At 30.0% G+C, this 22,701-nt stretch carries 6 protein-coding genes; all 6 read left to right on the top strand.

Annotated elements, in window-relative coordinates; translation table 11 throughout:
- The first annotated feature begins 44 nt into the window (after positions 1-44).
- The 6 genes from H526_RS0108880 to H526_RS28715 all read left to right on the top strand — a co-directional run bounded on the left by H526_RS0108880 (position 45) and on the right by H526_RS28715 (position 22,699).
- Complete coding sequence (locus tag H526_RS0108880; protein ID WP_027392682.1) at positions 45-4,517, top strand: non-ribosomal peptide synthetase; 4,473 nt, start codon at positions 45-47, stop codon at positions 4,515-4,517.
- Positions 4,518-4,520: 3 nt separating this feature from the next.
- Positions 4,521-5,267, top strand: coding sequence for an aspartate/glutamate racemase family protein (locus H526_RS0108875; protein ID WP_027392681.1), 747 nt, complete (start codon positions 4,521-4,523; stop codon positions 5,265-5,267).
- Positions 5,260-10,338, top strand: coding sequence for a non-ribosomal peptide synthetase (locus tag H526_RS0108870; RefSeq protein ID WP_027392680.1), 5,079 nt, complete (start codon positions 5,260-5,262; stop codon positions 10,336-10,338). The genes H526_RS0108875 and H526_RS0108870 overlap by 8 nt, the downstream gene beginning before the upstream one ends.
- The gene (locus H526_RS0108865; RefSeq protein WP_027392679.1) at positions 10,335-15,062 is read left to right on the top strand and encodes a non-ribosomal peptide synthetase; all 4,728 of its coding nucleotides are present in this window, start codon (positions 10,335-10,337) and stop codon (positions 15,060-15,062) included. Before H526_RS0108870 ends, H526_RS0108865 begins: the two co-directional genes overlap by 4 nt.
- A 23-nt stretch (positions 15,063-15,085) precedes the next feature.
- Positions 15,086-16,078, top strand: coding sequence for a TauD/TfdA family dioxygenase (locus tag H526_RS0108860; protein ID WP_027392678.1), 993 nt, complete (start codon positions 15,086-15,088; stop codon positions 16,076-16,078).
- Positions 16,079-16,456: 378 nt separating this feature from the next.
- Entirely contained in the window at positions 16,457-22,699 is a 6,243-nt protein-coding gene (locus H526_RS28715) for a non-ribosomal peptide synthetase (protein ID WP_027392677.1), read from the top strand.
- The last annotated feature ends 2 nt before the right edge of the window (positions 22,700-22,701 follow it).

Below are 22,701 nucleotides of genomic sequence, written 5' to 3'. Positions count from 1 at the left end.
TTTTACATATCAAGTTCACAAAAATAGCATTTAATCTAAAAAGAATGAAAAATCTAAGTTCATATCATCAACAAAGGTTGTGGTTTATTGACCACTTTGAGAAAAATGACCTATACGTAGGAGGACCAATTTATCATAATATTCCTTTGTTTTTCAAGGTGAGTAAAAAAATTGAAAAGAAGTCAATAGAGGCGGCAATTCTTCAATTGACTAAAAACCATACTATACTAAGAACAGGGTTTTTAAAAGAGGGAGATCATATTTTTCAAAAAGTTTCTGAAATTGAAGATTTCCATAGTGGAACGATCTGTATTGAAGAGCAAGAAATAAAAAATAGAGAGGAAGAACTACGTCAAAAACCGTTTGATTTTGATTCAGAATATTTATTTAAGGTCTATTTTGATAGTAAAGAGGATAGTACAGATTTTTTGTTCATATTTCATCACGCAATTATAGATCGTAAAAGTTTAAAACTTGTAAAGAAAGAATTTTTAACAGCTATTGATGATACAGCTATTGGTCTTGATAAAAGTTTGCAATATTTAGATTTTTCTAATTGGCAAAATGGGTTAACTAATGACGATTTAGAATCACTTACTTTTTACTGGAAATCAAAATTAAAAGATTTACAGGTATTATACTTTCCTACAGATAAAGAACGAGAACAAGTTCATGTATATAGAGCTAACAAGAAAAAATTTACATTACGACGGGATCAAATAGATTCATTTTGTAGAAAATCAAATATTAGTCCACGTAGCTTATTTCTGGCAGCTTATAAAATGGCTCTTGTTAGATTAACGGGATTGTCAGATATTGTTATAGGAACATTGATGGATTTGCGTTCCGAAAGCACCAAAAATATAATAGGTCCTATAGAAAATTTGGTAGTGTTGCGAACTTTCTTACAGACTGATAAAGAGCTTAGAGAACTATGCAAGACTGTTGATCAGACGTTTATAGAATCAGAAGAATACAAGACTATGCCGTTTGATAGGTTGGTTCGTGAGATCAACCCTAAAAAGGATATGAGTCGTACGGCATTATTTGATATTTTATATGTCTATGATGATAATGATCTAAATAATAACGCTAACTCATATGATGTAAATGATACTAATCAAGGATGGGGTAAATATGATTTTAATTTATTAGTAAGTAAAAATAGAAAAGATTATGATTTCGTTTTGACATACAATGAGTTGTATTTTAATTCAGGTACCGTCGAGTCACTTTTGAATTTAATACAAAGGCTATTGTTTTCTTTAGTCAAAGAAGATGAAGTGAAACTAAAAGATATTCCATTACTATCTAAAGATGAAGAATTAAATCTTATACATAAAACCATCTCAGGTTTTGAAAAAGAAGATAGTACAATTGTAAATGGTTTTTCGCAAAAGGTTGAAAGGTGTAAAGATAAAACAGCATTGAGTTGGTCAGGAGGAAGCATGAGTTATTTGGATTTACATGTTCGTTCTAATCAAATGGCTAATATGCTTATAGATCACTTTGATGTGAAGGTACAAGATGCTATAGCCGTTGTTTTACCAAAATCAGAAGAACTTATAGTTGTATTACTTGCCGTTCTTAAATGTGGAGCTACATATGTTCCTATAAACCCAGATTATCCAGAAGAAAGAAAATCATTTATTCTTTCAGATACTTCTAGTAAATTAGTAATAGATGGAGATTTTTTAAACAAATTTTCTTCGACTATTAGGGATACAGATACCAATGCTCCTGAAGTAGATGTTACGCCTAGTGATTTAGCATATATTATATATACTTCAGGTACGACGGGACAGCCTAAAGGAGTTATGATAGAACATCGTAATGCAATGAGTTTATTTAAATCTTGTAATGAGAAATTTAATTTTTCTGCTGATGATTCTTGGACATTTTTCCATTCCTATTGTTTTGATTTTTCTGTTTGGGAGATCTTTGGATGTCTTCTAAGTGGAGGTAATCTTGTTGTAATTAATGATCAAGAAGCAAGAGACCCAGAATCTCTTGTTAGATTAATGAATGATAATAAGGTTACAATATTTAGTCAGACACCATCCGCATTTTATAATTTTATGGAGCATAAACTAGAGATTCCTTCTTTACGATATGTCATATTTGGAGGAGAATCATTGAATCCTTTAAAATTAAAAGAATGGAGTGAAAAGCATCCCGAAGTTAACTTAATAAACATGTATGGGATTACTGAAACTACTGTGCATGTTACCTTTAAGGAATTAACACAAGAATCATTGATGTTGCCAGTCAGTACTATTGGAAAACCTTTATCGTTTGCACAATGTTATATTTTAGATAAAGAACAGTATTTACTTCCATACGGTAGACCAGGAGAGTTATACGTTGCAGGAGAAGGAGTAGCACGTGGATACTTAAATAGAGAAGAATTAGATGCAGAAAAATTTATAAGAAATCCATTTGAAAAAAATGGAAAAATGTATCGTACTGGTGATTTAGTCCGTTTTCTTGATAATGGCGAAATGGAGTATTTAGGAAGGATAGATGATCAGGTAAAAATTAGAGGATATCGTATAGAATTAGATGAAATAAAAAAACAGCTTGATACACTAACGGAGATTACTCAAAGTGTTATAAAGTTAATTGAAATGCCCGATGGTGATAAAAGTATAGTGGCATATGTTTCAGTTTCCAGTAATCTATTGGTAAGCGATATAAAATCACATATTGCGAGTAAAGTACCTGAATATATGGTGCCAACTTTTATCGTAATTATGGAACAAATTCCTATGAATTCTAATGGTAAAATTGATAAATCAGGCTTACCATCTCCATTAGAGAATTTGTCAGAAAATCTCATAGAAAATATTGCACCTTCAAATCAAATAGAAAGTACATTGTTTGATATTTGGGTAGAATTACTGAACACTGATAATTTTGGAGTCCACCACAACTTTTTTGAACTTGGAGGACACAGTTTAAAAGCTACACGACTTATAGGAAACATTCATAAAACCTTTCAGGTAAAACTAGAACTAAAGCAATTATTTTCAAATCCAACTCTTAGGGAGCAAGCTAGACTTATAGAATCGTGTGATAAAAAAACTTTTTCTAGTATCAAAAAAGCAGCAATAGCAGATAGTTATCCTTTGTCCGATGCGCAAAGAAGATTGTTGATTTTGAGCCAAGTGGAGGAGAACTCTGTAGCTTATAATATGCCATCTTATATGGTTTTGAACGATGATCATGATATTGAAAACTTTAAAAAAGCTATAAAGGCAGTAATAAGTAGACATGAAATTCTCAGAACTGTCTTTAAAGAGGATGATTTAGGGGATTTTAGACAATATATTTTGTCTAAAGAAGAGTTAGATTTTCAAATAGATATTGTTGATTTTAGCCAAGAAATAAATAAAGATGAATGTGTAAGAATGTATACAAGAGAAGATTCATATAAACCATTTGATTTAGTGAATGGACCTCTTATCCGAGTAAGTGTACTAAAACTCTCGAATGATCAATATGTCTTTTATTATAACATGCATCATATTATTAGTGATGGTTGGTCAATAGAAGTCCTAGCAAAGGATGTCCTTGCATATTATGAATATTATAGAAACGGTAAAAAGCTTGAGTTACCAAAACTAAATATTCAATATAAAGATTATGCTATTTGGCAACAAAATCAGGTTAAAGGAGATAGTTTTCAGAATCATAGAAAATATTGGTTAAAGCAATTTAGTGGAGAGATTCCAAAATTAAATTTGAACATTGCTAAGAAACGTCCTCTTGTTAAAACAAATAATGGAGGAGTAATAAGCCACCAATTATCCATTGAAACTTCTGCTGGTTTATTAGAATTAGCTCAAAATACAGGTACTACGTTATATATGAATGTATTGAGTGTAGTTTATATGTTATTATATCGATATTCATATCAAAAGGATATCATAGTTGGTAGCCCATTAGCCGGAAGAGAAAATCCTGAATTGAAGGATCAAATAGGTTTCTATTTAAATACAATCGCATTAAGACAAGATTTAAATCATAAGGGCACTTATACTGATTTACTCGAAAATGTGAAAAATATAGTGTTAGAAGGGTTTGAACATCAAGAGTATCCATTTGATACTTTAATAGAAGATGTAGGACAAGCTAAGGATTTATCTAGAAGTCCTTTGTTTGACGTACTACTGGTTCTTAATGAAGAAGTAATAGAGCAAAAACAATTTACAACGGAAAAGAAAGAGTTAAAATCAAGTGAAGAATTAAACGTTCGTAGCAAGTTTGATATTACTTTTTATTTTACAGTTTCTGATTCAGAGATACGTTATGACCTAATATATAATAAAGATCTATTTGATGATTCAACAATCAATAAATTATCAATTGATTTTGTTTCTCTTTTTGAACAGATAGTGCAGGATTCTTCAAATCACATAGAAGATTATTGTAAAGGTATTTTAGACGACGTTGAAAATGACGAACAAGAAAGCTTTACTGAAGAATTGATTATGTCTATTGACGAAAATTTTTAGGTCATGAGTCATAAAAAATTAGGGATAATATCTGGTATGGGTACTAAAGCAGGATTGCTTTTTATCAATAAACTTACCCAAAATATACAAGCGTTAAAAGATCAAGATTTTCCAGAATTTATAGTTCATAACAATAGCCAAGTGCCAGATAGAACTTTAGCAATTGTTTATGGTCAAGAGTCGCCTAATAATCAACTTTTAAGGTCTTTGGATATAATGAGAAAGTGTAATGTTGATTATATCGTCTCCACCTGTATCACTTCATATTTTTTTTTAAATCAATTAGAAAATGAATTGAGACAGAATATTTTAAATCCAATCGATTTGGTAGCTGATACTATAATGAATGATTATATAGGTGTTCAAAGAGTTGGCTTGTTGGCAACCACGGGGACTATAAAATCAAGACTATTTCATAATAGGTTTGAGAATTTGCCTTTTGAGCTGATCACTTTGGACGATATTGATCAGGAAGAAAAATTTATGAAATCAGTCTATATGCAAGGAGGATTGAAATCTGCACAAATATCTCAAGAAGCTTATGCTCTTTTTCAAGAAGCTGTTAATAGATTAAAACATAAAAATATTGATTTAATAATAGGTGGTTGTACGGAGGTTCAGATTGGTTATAGTAAAACAGAGGAAACGATTCCTTACCTGGATGCAGTAGATGTTTTAGTGGATACAGTAATAAATAAATTGAATTTAAAAAGTAGAGTACTACGTAAAAAAATGGTTTACCATGGATAAAAAAGTAATACATAACGTTTTTGAGAAAGTTGTTTCAGAAAAAGGTAATGCTACTGCAATAGAATACGATAATAAAACAATTAGCTATGACAGTTTAAACTCCTATGCAAATAGAGTTGCAAATCTATTGAATTTGCGTCTGGTTCAAAAGGAAGATGTTGTAGCAACTCTTTTTAATAATGATCTAATACAAATTTTTTCCTTGTTAGGTATTTTTAAATCTGGAGGTATTTATATTCCATTAGATAAAAATTACAAAATAAACCATTGGTCAGTATTATACAATAAAATTAAACCAAAAACAGCTATAGTTTCTCCCTCAGAGTTATCTGTTATCGAACACTATAATACGTTATATGACTATACAATTCCAGAAGTTATCGTACTAGATATAAATTCTAATGGCGAATTAAATTATGTTGTTTATCGATATTATAATGATGCATATATAGAAGAATTTTTCGAAGCAGATCTTTTAGAAACGAATGTAAATGTAACAGTATCAGGTGATGACTCAAGTTATATATATTTTACTTCAGGTTCAAGTGGGAAACCCAAAGCTGTTTTAGGAAACCATAAAAGCTTAAGCCATTTTATTCATTGGGAATCTAAGGAGTTAGGTGTTACTGATAAAGAAAAAGTTAGTCAGTTAATATCATTAGCTTTTGATGCCTCTCTAAGAGATATTTTCTTGCCATTGATAAATGGAGCTATACTTTGTTTAGTTCCTAAAGACATAAAGCAAGAACCAACAAAATTATCCGATTGGATAAAGTCAAAAGAGATTACTTTATTACATACGGTACCTACAATGTTTAGGCTATTATCTTCATCAAGTTGTATTGAAAGAGGCGTACGATGTAATAAGTATCCTAAACTTAGAAATTTATTGTTAGCAGGAGAAAAATTATATAATAGAGATATTATAAATTGGAGAGAAGTGTATGGAAACAATACAACGATCATTAACTTGTATGGAACTACAGAAGCAACGTTGGTTAAATCATTTTACAGGGTAGAGAAAGATCTTAAAGGTGCTTCTTCGGATGTGTTATGTGTGGGAAAACCAATATCAAACACTGTTTTACTGATTTTAAATTCTGATAACGAGTTATGCCGAATTAATGAAGTTGGAGAAATTTATATAAAAACACCTTTTTTATCAAAAGGTTATTTAGGAGACGAAGAGCAAACAAAGGAGAAATTTATTCAAAACCCATTAAATAATGACACAGATATTATTTATAAAACTGGTGATTACGGAAAATATGATTCAGATCGTAATATAATTGTACAGGGAAGAAAAGATGGTATTGTAAAATTAAACGGTGTACGCAGTGATCTTAATTCGATAGAAAGTACGATTTTGAATTTGCCGCAAATTAATATGGTAAAATGCATGCTTGATGAAGAAACTAATTCAGATTCACGCCTTGCTTGTTTTTATACGGCTAAATTAGATATTGATTGCAAGGAAGAAATTAGAACACATTGTTTAAAATATTTATCTCTTTACGAAATACCATCAATCTTTATTCATCTAGAATCTTTTCCTATTAACGCTAATGGGAAAATAGATTCAATAGCATTAAAAGAAAACTTAAAAAATATAACGATAAATGAGAATTATCAGAGCGCGACTAACGAAAAAGAAAAAGAGCTAATTAGAATCTGGGAAGAGGTTCTTGCTATAAAAAAGATTGGTAAGAAAGATAATTTTTTGTTTTTAGGAGGTAATAGTATAAAGTTAATACGTTTGAAATCAAGGATTAATAAGGTTTTTGATGTATCCTTAAGTATACAGGATCTCTTTACACATTGCGTGTTAGAATCTCAGGCAGAATTGATAATCTCATCAACCAAAGCTACGTACAAAGAAATAAAAAAAGTAACTGAATCAGAAAGCTACCCGATATCAGACTCTCAAAGGAGATTATGGATATTAAGCCAATTTGAAGATACTTCTAAAGCTTATAACATGCCATATTCGTTATCGTTAAAAGGAAACTATAATGTTGATCATTTTAAGAAGGCTGTAAGTGCTACTATAGAAAGGCATGAGATACTTAGAACAATATTTAAGGAAGATACCTCGGGAGAAGTAAAACAATGGATATTAGATTCGAAAGAGTTAGATTTTCAAATAGATTATAAAGATCTAAGGGAAGAAGAAGATGCCTTGTTAACTGCAAAAAAATATATTAGTAAAGATTCTTATCAGGCATTTGATTTGTCTGAAGGACCTTTACTAAGAGCAAGTTTACTTAGGGTTTCTAATGAGCTTTATATATTTTATTTTAATATGCATCATATCATCAGTGATGGTTGGTCTATTGGACAATTGATTAAAGATGTAATGCACTGTTATAAGGCTTATGAAAAAGATATTCAACCAAATCTAGATGAATTAAAAATTCAGTATAAAGATTATGCAAACTGGCAACAATTACAACTAAATACAGATCAATTAAAAAAGCATAAAGAATATTGGATAGAGAATTTATCGGGAGATTTACCACAACTAAACTTGCCTGGACAAAAATTAAGACCTAGGATTAAAACGCATAATGGTCGAAGATTATCAACTTTTTTATCTACTAATATTACCACAGAGTTAAAAGAATATTGTCGTCAGCAGGAAGGTAGCTTGTTTATTGGGCTATTAGCTGTCTGGAATGTACTCTGCTACAAGTATACTTCACAAAAAGAAACTATAGTTGGCGTACCTATTGCTGGGAGAGATCATAAAGATTTAGAGAATCAGATTGGTTTCTATGTTAATTCCTTGGCATTGCGTAATAAGATGGATGCTCAAGAAAGTTTTACTGCATTTTTTAAAAAAGTAAAAGAAAATACACTTGCCGCATATGATCATCAACTATATCCTTTTGATAGACTTATTGAAGATCTTAATATAAAAAGAGATACCAGTCGTAGCCCAATTTTTGATTCCATGTTGGTATTGCATAATGTAGAAGATAATTATGAAATACCCTTAGATAAGGAATACTCTCGTAATGATATTACTGATGAGGGAGCCGTAGCGTCAAAACTGGATATTAATATTCATTTTCAGGAAATTGGAAATGCATTAATTTTTACTATAAATTATAATACAGATTTGTATGATAAGAAATCCATAGAAAACTTAATAAATCATTACAAAGAACTATTAAATAGTATTCTAAGCGATCCTGAGCTAACAATAGAAGAATTAGGTTACCTGAAACAAGAAGAAATTAATGAAATATTAAATAATTTTAATTCGACCAAAGTAGCATATCCAAATGAAAAGACTATTATAGATGTTTTTGAAGAACAGGTAAAAATAGCTCCAAATAAAACAGCTTGTGTTTATGGAAAAGAAAAGCTTTCATATACAGAACTTAACGAGTTGTCGAACAAAATAGCTTCTTATTTATCTCTTGAGAAAAAGATTAAACCAGAAGATGTTGTTGCAATAGAATTAGATAGGGGAGACTTTACATTAGCTATAATGTTAGGAGTGTTAAAATGTGGTGGGACGTATTTATTATTAGATCCTGAATTACCTAAAGATAGAATTCAATTTATTATAGAGGATAGTTCTTGTAAGACCTTCTTACAGGTGGATGAGGTAGTAAAATCAATTAATCAATCGAATGTATATAATCATAATGCTCCACAAATAAATTATTCATCGTCTAATTTGGCATATTTGATTTATACCTCTGGCACTACAGGTAAGCCAAAAGGTGTTAAGATCCAACATAAGTCTATTGTTAATTACATCAATTGGTTCAAGAATGCGAATCAAATAACTTCTAACGATAGTAGTATTGTTACATCAAGTATGGCTTTTGATTTAATCTATACAAGTGTTTTTGGATGTATTTTAAATGGAGGCGCTATTCATTTTTTGGATAAATTAGTTATTAAAAATCCTGTTGAAGTTTCTAGATATATTGAAGAAAATAAGATTACATTCTTAAAAATCACACCTACTTATTTAAACGTTTTATTAAATCAGGTTGATACTTCAAATCTTATTAATAGTAAAGATTTGAGGTTGATTCTGACTGGGGGGGAGAGTCAAAATCTAACTGATGTTCAGAAAATTATATCCGAGACTAATATAAAATTGATAAATCATTATGGACCATCAGAAGGGACAATCGGCGTATGTACTTTTGAAATAACAAAAGATAATCTTCAACGCTTTATGAAGAATCCGGTAATTGGGCACCCTATTTTTAATAATAAAATATTCATATTAGGAAAGAATCTTCAATTACAACCTGTAGGCGTTATAGGAGAGATTTGTATTGGTGGTGAAGGCTTAGCGAAAGGATATTTGAACAGGACAGAGTTAACCAAAGAAAAGTTTATTCAAAACCCGTTTCAGAAAGAAGAATACATATATAAAACAGGAGATTTAGGTCGATGGTTATCTAACGGAACTATTGAATTTTTAGGAAGAAAAGATGACCAAGTAAAGATTAGAGGATATAGAGTAGAACTTAATGAAATCGAATCTCAATTACAATCTAAGGAAGATGTAGTTGAGGCAGTTACTAAAATTACGACAGACGTATTCGGACAAAAGGAAGTAACTGCATATGTGGTCTCACAGAAGAAACTAAGCACTAAATATTTACGAAATTATCTGTTAGATAAACTACCAGAATATATGATGCCTAGTCATTTTGTACAATTAGATAGTATACCTCAGACTAAAAATGGGAAAGTAGATAAAGAATCTTTGCCAGACCCCAAACATATAGAAATTTTACATCAAGAAGAGTATATAAAACCCACCAATAAAATAGAAGAAAGAGTACATCTGTTTTGGCAAGAAGTATTAGCTACGGAGAGAATAAGTATAAAAGATAACTTTTTTGACCTAGGAGGAAATAGCATCAAAGCCATTAAAATATTATATAAAATTAATAAAGAATTTAAGGTAAATATCAATGTCATTAGTTTATTCAATTATCCAACTATAGAATATTTAGCTTCTCAAATAAAAATCACTACAAAGCAAAAAGCAATTCAAAATACTAATAAGCAGTTAAAAGAGATAGAATTATGATCAAGTTTTTGGAAAAAATTTCGGAAGAAAACATTTTACTAGATGTAGTTGACGGACGATTAAAACTCTTTTCAGATAATGAAGAAATAGACCTAAAACTGTTGGAAGAAATTAAAGATAGAAAAGAAGAAATTTTATCTTATTTACAAGAATATGGGAGTTTTCAATCTCAAAATAAGGAATACAAAAAGATTCCTAATATTGAGGCAAGTGAAGATTATGTAATGTCTGATGCTCAAAAACGATTATGGACATTGAGCCAGATAGAAGATAGTTCTATAGCCTATAATATGCCTTCTTGCGTAAAATTGACTAAGGATTATAATATTGAAAATTTCAAGAAAGCTATTTCGACAGTTATAAAAAGACATGAAATCTTACGAACCGTTTTCAAAGAAAATCAACCTGGAGAAATAAGACAATGGGTATTGCCATATGAAAAACTTGATTTTGATGTAGATTATCAGGATTTCAGAAAAGAATCTAACAAAGAAGTTTTAGTTAAAAATTATGTTGATAAAGATTCATACACGTCTTTTGATTTAGAAACAGGTCCTCTGTTAAGAGCAGCAATTCTGCATACTGCTGATAAAGAATATATCTTTTACTATAATATGCATCACATTATAAGTGATGGTTGGTCTAGAGAAATATTAATTAAAGATGCTTTAGAGTATTATCAGGCTTTTGAGAAAGGAATAGTACCTGAATTATCAGAATTAAAAATTCAATATAAAGATTATGCAGCTTGGCAATTAGGAGAATCAGAGAATCAAAACTATAAAGATGATGAATCATATTGGCTGAATAAATTGTCTGGAGAGTTACCTTCGTTAGAGTTGCCAAGTCAGAAAAAACGCCCTAAATTCAAAACATACAAGGGACATAGATTAGAAACCAGTTTATCATCAGAAGTTACTAGTAAACTAAAGGATTTTTCGCAAAAAAATGGAGGCACCTTATTTATTAATTTACTCGCTACTTGGAATTTGCTACTTTATAAATACACATCGTTACAAGACATTGTAATAGGTACTCCTGTTGCAGGAAGAGAGCATGCGGATCTTGAAAATCAAATAGGGTTTTATGTAAACACTTTAGCATTGAGAAACAATATTGATGCGAACGATAACTTTATAGAGTTCTATGAAAAAATAAAAGAATCTACCCTGCAATCTTTTAGTCATCAGACGTATCCCTTTGACAAATTAGTTGATAAACTAGATCTCACTATTGATCCAAGCAGAAATCCCTTATTTGATGTGATGTTAATATTACAGAATACCGGTAAGGTAATGGATATAATTGATAATGAAAATCAGATTATAGATTCATATAAAGATCTTGGACCCGGAATATCAAAATTTGATATCGAGATTAACTTTAAGGAAGTTGGAGACTATCTGTCGTTTTATGTTAATTACAATACTGATATATATGAGTATTCGATGATAAAAAACTTAATACAACATTACAAAAATCTAATAGGTAGTATTTTAGAAGGTCCAGAACAGAAAATAGGTGATATTGATTACCTTTTAGAGCAAGACAGATATAAACTCTTAGAGGAATTTAATGACACAAAAAAATCATATCCGGACTATAGTACTATAATTGATTTATATAAAGTTGAAGTAGAAAAACAACCTAATAAAATTGCCCTCATTTTTGAAGAAAAAGAGTTCACATATAAACAATTAGATGAGTTATCGAATCAATTTGCAAATTATCTATTAAAAAATCATTCTATAGAAATTGAAGATTTAATAGGCGTTAAATTAGATCGAAGTGAGTGGTTGATAATTTCACTATTAGCAATTTTAAAGACAGGAGGAGCATATGTTCCAATAGATCCAAAATATCCCCAACAAAGAATAGATCATATAGAAAAGGATAGCAACTGTAAGTTTACAATAGATGAAAATACAGTAAAATCCTTTAAGAAAGAAGCACGTCACTCTGATACAAGTTGCCCAAAAGTAAAAGTTACATCAAAAAATTTAGCGTATGTAATGTATACATCAGGATCAACAGGAAACCCAAAAGGAGTAATGATAGAACAAAAAAATGTAATTAGATTGGTGAAATCATCTAATTATTATCGTTTCTCTAGTAAAGATACATTGTTAGCAACAGGTTCATTTTCATTCGATGCTACTACTTTCGAATATTGGGGTACACTATTAAATGGATCTCGATTAATATTATGTTCGAACGATACCCTACTAGATAATGAACTTTTGGCATATGAGATAGAGAAAAGAGATGTAAATGTAATGTGGTTCACAGCAGGTTGGTTAAATCAACTAGTAGAGTCTAACCTTGACATATTTAGAAATTTAAAAACTATAATATCTGGTGGTGATAAATTATCTTCTATACATATACATAAGTTACGAGAAACTTATAAAAATCTTGAAATAATCAATGGTTATGGTCCCACAGAAAATACAACTTTTTCTATAACATATAATATAGGGAAAGTGTCAGAAAATATTCCTATCGGACAACCAATTAGTAATAGTAAAGTTTATATACTGGATACTAATAATTCTTTAATTCCTGTTGGAGTTAAAGGAGAGATTTGTTTAGGAGGTGATGGTTTGGCAAGAGGATACTTGAATTCACCACAATTAACAGAAGAAAAATTTATATCGAATCCATTTATTAAAGGAGATATAATATACAAAACAGGAGATCTAGGACGATGGTTACCTGATGGAACTGTAGAGTTTATTGGAAGAAAAGATGATCAGGTCAAGATTAGAGGTTATAGAATAGAATTAGGAGAGATAGCATATCAATTATTAACCAAAGAAGATGTCAAAGAATCAATCGTTTTGGCAAAAGAAACAAATTCAGGAAGTAAAGAGTTGGTGGCTTATTTAGTTTCAGAAGAAATATTAGATATTTCTAGCTTAAGGGAGTATTTGTCAAAAAGGCTTCCTACCTATATGATTCCTGCTCATTTTATTCAATTAGAAAAACTTCCGTTGACTACTAATGGTAAAGTAGCTAAAAAATTACTTCCCAATCCAGATGAAGTAGAATTTTTAGGTGGAGTTGAATATGTACCTCCATCAAATGAAAGAGAAAAAGAGTTAATCAAGATATGGAAAGATGTATTGAATAATGAGAATATCGGAATGAATGATGACTTCTTTGAGTTAGGGGGGCATAGTTTAAAGGCAACTAGATTAATTAATGAATATCATAAATCCTTTGGGATAAAACTTGGTTTAAAAGATTTGTATAATAGTTCTACAGTTCATTCTCATACTATATTATTAGAAACATCTAATGAGAATGATAGTTATAAAGATATAGGAATAGTAGAAACTTTAAAATCATACCCTTTATCTGATGCTCAAAAACGCCTATGGATATTAAGTCAATTTCCAGAAGGTTCATCAGCATATAACATTTCTTTTCAAACAGAATTACGAGGAGATTACAATGTAGAAAGTTTAGAAAAGGCGTTAAATGATACTATAGATAGACACGAAATATTGAGAACAATATTTCAAGAAGATGAATCTGGAGAAATAAGACAATGGATTTTAACAAAAGAAACACTTGGTTTTAAAATTAAGTATATGGATGTTAGAAGTCGAGAAGATAAACAACAAAGTGTTAATAATTATATTTCAGAAGAATCTTACAGACCATATGATTTAGAAAAAGGACCTCTTTTAAGGGCTAGTTTAATTAGAATGGCTGATGAGAGTTTTATTTTTCATTTTAATATGCATCATATTATTAGTGATGGATGGTCGATGAATATATTAGCTAATGATGTACTTAAATACTATGAAGCTAATAAAAATGGAGTTGAGGTGGATTTAGCAAAACTAAGAATCCAATATAAGGATTATGCTTTTTGGCAAATAGACCAAACGAATAATGAAAAATTTAAGAACGATAAAAATTATTGGTTAGAGATATTATCCGGTCAATTACCTATACTAGATTTACCAGGCCAAAACGCTCGTCCTAAATCCAAAAAATATCTTGGATATAAACTTGCAACTTATATTTCTTCAGAAAGCACCGCACAGTTAAAAGACTTTTGTAATGAAAATTCTGGAAGTTTATTTATGGGGGTCCTAACCGTTTGGAATATTTTGTTTCATAAATATACACAAGGTCAGGATTTTATAATTGGAACACCTGTTGCGGGTAGAGATCATCTCGATTTAAAAAATCAAATTGGATGTTATATAAATACTTTAGTGGTAAGAAATCAAATAGATCCAGACGAAAGTTTTATAGATACTTTTAAAAGAGTCAAAAAGTTAATGCTCAAAAATTACGATCATCAGTCATATCCTTTTGATAGATTAATAAATGACATGAAATTGGTGAGAGATCCGCTTAGAAATCCATTATTTGATGTGATGTTATCTTTTCATAATATTATTGAAGACAACAAGGATGTAGCAATAGAATACAATGAGGGTGAAATTATAGATCAAGGAGAAGCGAAATCAAAATTAGATATGATCATGAATTTTATGGAAAGAGGGGAACATATTTACTTTAATATAAATTATGATAGTGATTTATATGAAAAACCATTAATTAAAAAAATGATGCGAGACTATAAAATTCTTCTAAAACAATTAATAAACAAGCCAAGTAAAAAAATTAAGGATGTTGATTATCAAATGGAATCAATTCGAAATTCTAGGAAAAAAAATCTTCAAAAATTAAAGAGTTATTAAAATATCACTAAAACATCACTAAAATGAAAAACACATTAGAAAAATTCAGAAATATAAAAGTAAAGAAAATAAGCGATGGCGAAGAGGTTAGAAATTCATTTTTGAACAATATAGACCAATTTCCTCTTGTTGTAGAACCAGTTAATTCGGGTTTTAATTTAGAAAATTGGATAATTGACAATAAAAACTTATTTACTTCTAATTTAAAAAAATACGGAGCAATTTTATTAAGAGGGTTTAACGTTAATAGTGTAGAGAAATTTCAAAATTTGATGAGTAAATTTCCAAATGAACTTTTAGAATATAAAATGAGATCATCTCCTCGTTTTGAGATCGATAATAATGTTTATGTATCTACAACCTACCCAAATGATCAAATAATAAACATGCATAGTGAAAGCTCATACGCTCCTAATCACCCTAAAAGAATTGTGTTTTGTTGTGTGCAACCAGCGATAAAAAAAGGAGAAACACCAATAGCAGATAATAGAAAGATAGTAACTTTTCTAAGCGAGAGTTTAAAAAATAAATTTTTAGAAAAAGGAGTGCTTTATAGAAGAAATCTTAACGGATTATTGGGTTTATCTTGGCAAGAAGTTTTTCAAACTAAGGATAGAAAAGTAGTTGAGGACGAATGTAAGAAATCAGGAATGCTATTTGATTGGCAAGATGAGGACACGCTAATTCTTAAATGGACTAAAAAAGCAATATGGGAACACCCAGAAACAAAAGAAATGGTGTGGTTTAATCATAGTTTGTTTTTTAATAAACACATGCTGAATGATGATATCCTTAAATCTGTTGAATCTGATAATGATTTACCAAATAATACATTTTTCGGAGACGGTACTGAAATATCAAAAGAAGAAATTTCTGAAATAAAACATGCTTATGAAAAATCCACAATACAATTTCCTTGGCAAAAAGGAGATGTTTTATTTTTGGATAACATGCTAATGTCACACGGAAGAAACTCTTACGAAGGAGATCGAAAAATTATTGTATCAATATCATAAACAAGTCTTTATATTTTCTTTTTTAATAGTATTTTATACAGTTTTTATAAAGAAATACAAATAAAACAGTTTGATCAAAGAAAATCGTTTCATAGCAAGTAACAGGATCAATTATTTTAATGATCAAGTATTACAGGTAAAACTCATTAGTTTGAAAATACAATTTGCTAGAGTTTCTTATGGTTCCAATTTCGGTAGCATTCCAAAAAAATAATTTGCATCACCAATTTCATAAACTTACTTAAAATATCTTCTGGTAAGTATTACGTCTATCGAAATTCTATAGTCAATTTATTGCTTTTTTTCAATATACATACAACTAACTGTATGTATGAATACTCACGCTTTAAATAATAATTCAAGTTTCAAAAATACGTTATGAATTCAAATACTTTAACAAATATTGATGGTTATGAATTTTCCATTAATCAGAAAAATTTATGGAAAATTCAAGAGGATAACTCTAATGTTTTGTACAATCAGATAGAATTGCGAATGTATAAGGATGTTCCATTAGATCAATTGTTGCCCGCGATTGAATCAGTAGTGCAAAGACATCAAGTACTTTCATCAAAAATTTACTCTAATAAGAATTACAATTACCCTGTTCAATTTTCTTCTGAAGAATCAGAAATTGATTACAAAAAAATTGATAGTTGTTCAGAAAATCTTGAAGATGATATTAATAGTCAACTTAGTAAACCTTATAGTCCATACTTAAACTCACCAATTAGATTCTGTTTTGTTACAGAGAATGAGAATATAAAGTCTGTTTATATTAGATTATATGCATTGTGGGGAGATGTATATAGCATTTCGTTTTTCTGTCAAGAGCTTTCTTTGGCACTTTTGGATCGTGAAAAATATAAAGAAGAAATAGAGAAAATTGATTATGTGAATTATGCTGCTTGGCAAAATGAATTAATTAATAACCCAGAGCCTGACGCAACAATTTTTTGGGACACTTATGATCCTCAAATAGAAAATCGATTGGAACCTTTTTCAGGTGAACGAAAATCTCTATTTAATCCTATAAAGAAGAACATTCATGTTATAGAAAAAGAAAAGTATGTAGAACTTTTTCAGTTAAGTAAAGATGAAAATTGTGATGTTAGTGATATTCTATTTTCTCAATTAGTTGAATACCTATCCTTATTTGAAAAAAATGAGTTAACTATTGGTTACATTCCTTTTAAGAGAAACTATGAAGAGTTAAATCATACACTAGGGGTTATAAATAAAGCAATACCCGTTAAAATAGATACTTCACAAAAGATAAATGATTTTACAAGAATAGAGCAGGTTCGATCACAGGTTGAAAACGTACAAAACTGGTCAGATTATTTTTCTTTAGATAGAGAAAATAGTTCTAATCGATCCAAAGACAAGAACTTTAACTACTGTTTTCAATTTATAGAGGATTTCAGTTCTCAGGAGACAGAAGGTGTATTTAAGGTGAGTGATATATATTCTGTGAATGATCTGTTTAAACTTAAAGTATGTTGTGTTGATTATGGAGATAAAATTGCCGTAGAATTATACTATGATCAAGAACAGTTTGGAGAGAAAGAAATAAATCTTATTGAGAAACAGTTACTATCCTTTTTTAAATTAGAACCGAATAATAAAAGTTTAGAGTTATGCCAATTTGAGAAAGCAATTATTGAAGAATCAAATAACACTAAAAAAGAGTTTGAAACAAACAAATCAATTATCAAGCTTTTTGAAGATCAGGTAATAGAGAACCCTGATAGCATTGCTTTAATCGATGAAGGTAATGAGATTTCTTATTTAGAACTTAGTAGAAGAGCCAATCAACTTTCAAATTATTTAATTAATCAATGTAATATTAAAAAAGGAGATTCTGTTGCTATTTTACAAGGGCGTTCAAGTTGGTTTGTAGTTAGTATACTTGGGGTTTTAAAAGCTGGAGCATATTATGTGCCTATTGATCAAGAATATCCAGAAGAAAGAATACAATTTATTTTAAGAGATAGTAAAGCAAAAACTTTAATTAGTGATTCCGACTTGCTTAACATCTATGATTTTTCTAACGTAGAGATAGTAGTACCATCAGATAAGAAGATTTATGAATCATCGACAGATGATTGTAAGGTAAGAATTGCACCAGACGATATCGCCTACTGTATTTATACTTCAGGATCAACAGGTAACCCAAAAGGATGTTTGATTAGTCAAAATAACCTTATGAATTACATTCAATGGGCAAATGATTACTACTTCCATAATCTAAATATTGGAAATTGGGGATTAATAACCTCGGTCTCTTTTGACCTTACAGTAACTTCATTATTCACAAGCTTGACAAGAGGAAAAAAGATATGGATTGGAAGTGAAAAATTAGATATATCCGAATTATTAAAAGAGAGTTTTATTAATCCAGATATTGATATTCTGAAGTTAACTCCTGCTCATATTTCTTTAGTGGGGCAATTAAATATAGAAGAGACAAATATTAAAATAGTAATCTGTGGTGGAGAACAGCTATCTAAGGAACAAATAGCCACCTTAATATCCTTGAATAAGGATATAAAAATATATAACGAATATGGACCTACTGAGGCTACAGTAGGATGTATAACTAAAGAAATCCATAATGAAGAGGGAAAAATTCTAATAGGAAAACCTATCTCGAATGTAAAAATCAATTTAATTGATTATGAAAATAGACCCTGTAAAATAGGTGTTATAGGAGAAATCGTAATAGAAGGAGATAGTGTTGCTGTAGGTTATCTTAATCGACCAGAATTAACAAAAGAGAAGTTTGTTAAAAACCTTCTCGGAAAGACAGGAAACTTATATAAAACTGGTGATTTGGCTAGATGGTTACCTGATGGGAACATAGAGTATATTGGCAGGAAAGATGATCAGGTAAAAATCAGAGGGCATAGAATAGAATTAGGAGAAATAGAAAAACAATTACTTACTAAAAATGACATTAATCAAGCACTGGTTTTAGTCACTTTAAATGAAAACTCTGAAAAAGAGCTTGTGGCGTATGTTCTGGGAGATAATGATTTTAAGGCAGTAGAATTAAGAAGTTATCTGGTTGGAAAATTACCAGAATATATGTTGCCTACATATTTTATTCAGATGGATACATTGCCGTTAACAGTTAATGGAAAGGTAGATAAGGAATATTTGATCGGTCTTAAAAATAAAGAAATTGCTACCGGTATCGAATATGTAGAACCAAGAAATCAAGTAGAGCAAAATTTAGCTTTAATTTGGGAAGAAGTTTTACAAAAGAACAAAATTGGAGCAAAAGATGATTTTTTCCTCTTAGGTGGGCATAGTCTAAAAGCAACACAGTTGATTAACGAATATCATAAGACATTTGATGTTAAATTGACTCTTAAGGAATTGTTCGATAATTTAACTTTAGAATCTCATGCAAATTTAATTTCCAATTCAAATAAATCTAACTTTATAAGTATTGAGAAAGTAGAAGTTTCGGAAAGCTATCCAGTATCTGATGCGCAAAGAAGACTATGGGTTCTAAGTCAATCACGAGAAGGTTCAATAGCTTACAATATGCCATCTTATATAGAACTTAAAGGAAGATATGATATAGAAAATTTCAGAAAAGCTATTAATGCTACTATAGATAGACATGAGATTCTCAGAACAATTTTTAGAGAAGAGACATCCGGTGAAGTTAGACAATGGGTAGTTGCTAAAGAAGATATCTGTTTTACAATGGGATATCAGGATCTAAGAGATTCTAAAAACAAAGAAGAAACTGCGCAGGCTTATATTGATAATGACTCTTTTGTGCCATTTTCATTAGATAATGGTCCGTTACTAAGAGCGACTTTGATTCATCTTTCTGAAGATCATTATGTGTTTTACTTTAATATGCATCATATTATTAGTGACGCTTGGTCAAATAAGGTGTTGTTTAATGATGTTCTTTATTATTATGAGTGCTATGAGGAAATGAGTGTTCCTAGCTTACCAGAACTTAGTATTCAATATAAAGATTATTCATTTTGGCAGTTAAATCAAATTGAAAATAGCGAATATCAGTTTCATAAAGAATATTGGTTAGATAATTTGTCAGGAGAGCTACCGGTTTTAAATCTTCCAACAGAGAAAAGACGTCCAAAAGTTAAAACATTCAATGGTGATAAGCTTCAAACGACCATCTCAGAAAAGGAAACACAGCGATTGAAAAACTTTTGTCAAGAACAAGGAGGTAGTCTTTTTATAGGTTTATTGTCATGCTGGAATACTATGTTTTATCATTATACTTCCGATAAGGATATAATTTTAGGAACTCCAATAGCTGGCAGAAATCATAAAAGCCTTGAAGATCAAATAGGTTTTTATATTAATACACTTGCATTACGAAACAAAATAAATCCAGATAATAGTTTTCGAGAACTATTTAATGATGTTAAAGAAAATACATTATCAGCGTATAGACATCAATCTTATCCTTTTGATCGTTTGGTAGATGATTTAGAATTGAAGAGAGATATAAGTAGAAGTCCCTTATTTGATGTGATGCTAATTCTTCAAAATGCGGGAGAAAAAAAGGAGCATATCCAAGCTGACAAAAATTATATTGAAGATATTGTTCATACTAAATCAACGCTATCAAAATTTGATCTGGAAATTAATTTTCAGGAGGTTGGAGATTCTCTTTCTTTTGGAATAAAGTATAATACGGATATCTATGATCAGCAATTCATAAAAAACCTGATAAATCATTTCAGAAAACTAGTATCAATAATATTAGATAATGTTGATCAAAAGATAGGGTTGATTGATTATTTATCGGAGAAAGATAAATATCAATTGCTCCATGATTTTAACAATTCTATAGAAGAGTATCCAAAGGATAAGACAATAACAGAACTTTTTGCAGAGCAAGTTGATGAGAGTCCTAATAAAATAGCTCTTGTATTTGAAAAAAAGGAGTACACATATAGAGAATTAGATGATCTATCAAATCAATTGGCAAATCACCTTCTAAAAGATTATGCTATTCAACATGGAGAATTTGTTGGAATTAAATTAGAAAGAAGTGAATGGTGGATTATTGCAGAGTTAGCAGTGCTAAAATCTGGAGGATGTTATGTTCCTTTGGATCCTAGCTATCCAGAGGATAGGATAAGTTATATGGAAGAAGATTGCTCATGTAAACTTACAATTGATGATTACTTATTAGAATCATTTAAAAGTGAGATAATAAACTATTCTAAAGATTTGCCGAAAAATAAGACACTATCTACAGATTTAGCGTATGTGATGTATACTTCAGGTTCTACGGGTAAGCCAAAAGGAGTTATGATAGAGCAACGTAGCATAATTCGTTTAGTTAAGTCTACTAACTACTACAATATTACTGAAAAAGATACTTTGTTAGCAACTGGGGCTTGTTCATTTGATGCTACTACTTTTGAATTCTGGGGTCCTTTATTAAATGGAGCCAAATTAATTTTATGCTCTAATGCAGTATTACTAGATACAAATAAACTATCGGGAGAGATACAAAGAAATGAAGTGAATGTAATGTGGTTCACATCTGGGTGGTTTAATCAACTAGTTGAATTAGAGATTAAAATATTTGAAACTTTGACAACAATATTAGTTGGAGGAGATAAATTATCTCCAACTCATATTCAAAAATTAAAAAGCGAGTATGATAATGTAGAAATTATAAATGCTTATGGACCTACAGAAAATACTACTTTTTCATTAACCCATAGTATTAAAGAAATATCTCAGGATATTTCTATTGGTAGACCAATAAATAATAGCCAAGCGTATATTTTAAGTGAATATAATTTGTTGAAGCCTATTGGAGTTGTTGGTGAGATTTGTCTTAGTGGTGATGGTTTAGCCAGAGGGTATCTTAATAATGAAAAAGCTACATCTGAAAAATTTATAAAAAATAAATTTAATGAAAATCAACGATTATACCAGACCGGAGATCTAGGTAAGTGGTTGCCAAATGGTGAAATTCAGTTTGTAGGCAGAAAAGATGACCAAATCAAGATTCGTGGTTATCGTATAGAATTGGGAGAAATAGAATACCATCTATTAGCTAACAAACGTATTAATGATGCGATTGTATTATTGAAAACAGATGGTTCTGGAAATAAAGAATTAGTCGCTTATGTAACTACAAAGGAAGAAATCAAACCTGTTGATTTGAAAAAATATCTTCTAAAGAAAATTCCAGATCACATGGTTCCATCAATGTATATGATTTTAGAAGATTTTCCTTTAACTGCAAATGGAAAAGTAAATAAAAACTTGCTTCCAGATCCAATTGATGGAGTTTTTGCCATTGATTCTAATTATATGGCACCAAGAAATGAAAAGGAAAAACAATTAGTAGCAATCTGGGAAGAAGTACTGGAAAGAAAAAATATAGGGATCGAAGATGATTTCTTCGCATTAGGAGGTCACAGTTTAAAAGCAGCACGAGTAATCACAAAAGTTAGAGAAGAATTTGATGTTCGCGTCGATATGACAACCCTATTTCACGATTCAACAATTATAGCCTTATCAGATGAAATAGAAAATCAATCATGGCAAAAAACAAGTATTAACACAAGTAGAATTGTATCTAAAGCAGTCATTTAATT

It is taken from the genome of Aquimarina latercula DSM 2041, from assembly GCF_000430645.1.
GTDB lineage: Bacteria > Bacteroidota > Bacteroidia > Flavobacteriales > Flavobacteriaceae > Aquimarina > Aquimarina latercula.
Note: the sequence above shows the minus strand (reverse complement) of the source record. Positions and strands in the feature narration are given on the sequence as shown.

Bases quoted from the DNA above. Each gene is read 5' to 3' on its own strand.
- H526_RS0108865 (WP_027392679.1), top strand. From the start codon at position 10,335: ATGATCAAGTTTTTGGAAAAAATTTCGGAAGAAAACATTTTACTAGAT.
- H526_RS0108880 (WP_027392682.1), top strand. From the start codon at position 45: ATGAAAAATCTAAGTTCATATCATCAACAAAGGTTGTGGTTTATTGAC.
- H526_RS0108875 (WP_027392681.1), top strand. From the start codon at position 4,521: ATGAGTCATAAAAAATTAGGGATAATATCTGGTATGGGTACTAAAGCA.
- H526_RS0108860 (WP_027392678.1), top strand. From the start codon at position 15,086: ATGAAAAACACATTAGAAAAATTCAGAAATATAAAAGTAAAGAAAATA.
- H526_RS28715 (WP_027392677.1), top strand. From the start codon at position 16,457: ATGAATTCAAATACTTTAACAAATATTGATGGTTATGAATTTTCCATT.
- H526_RS0108870 (WP_027392680.1), top strand. From the start codon at position 5,260: ATGGATAAAAAAGTAATACATAACGTTTTTGAGAAAGTTGTTTCAGAA.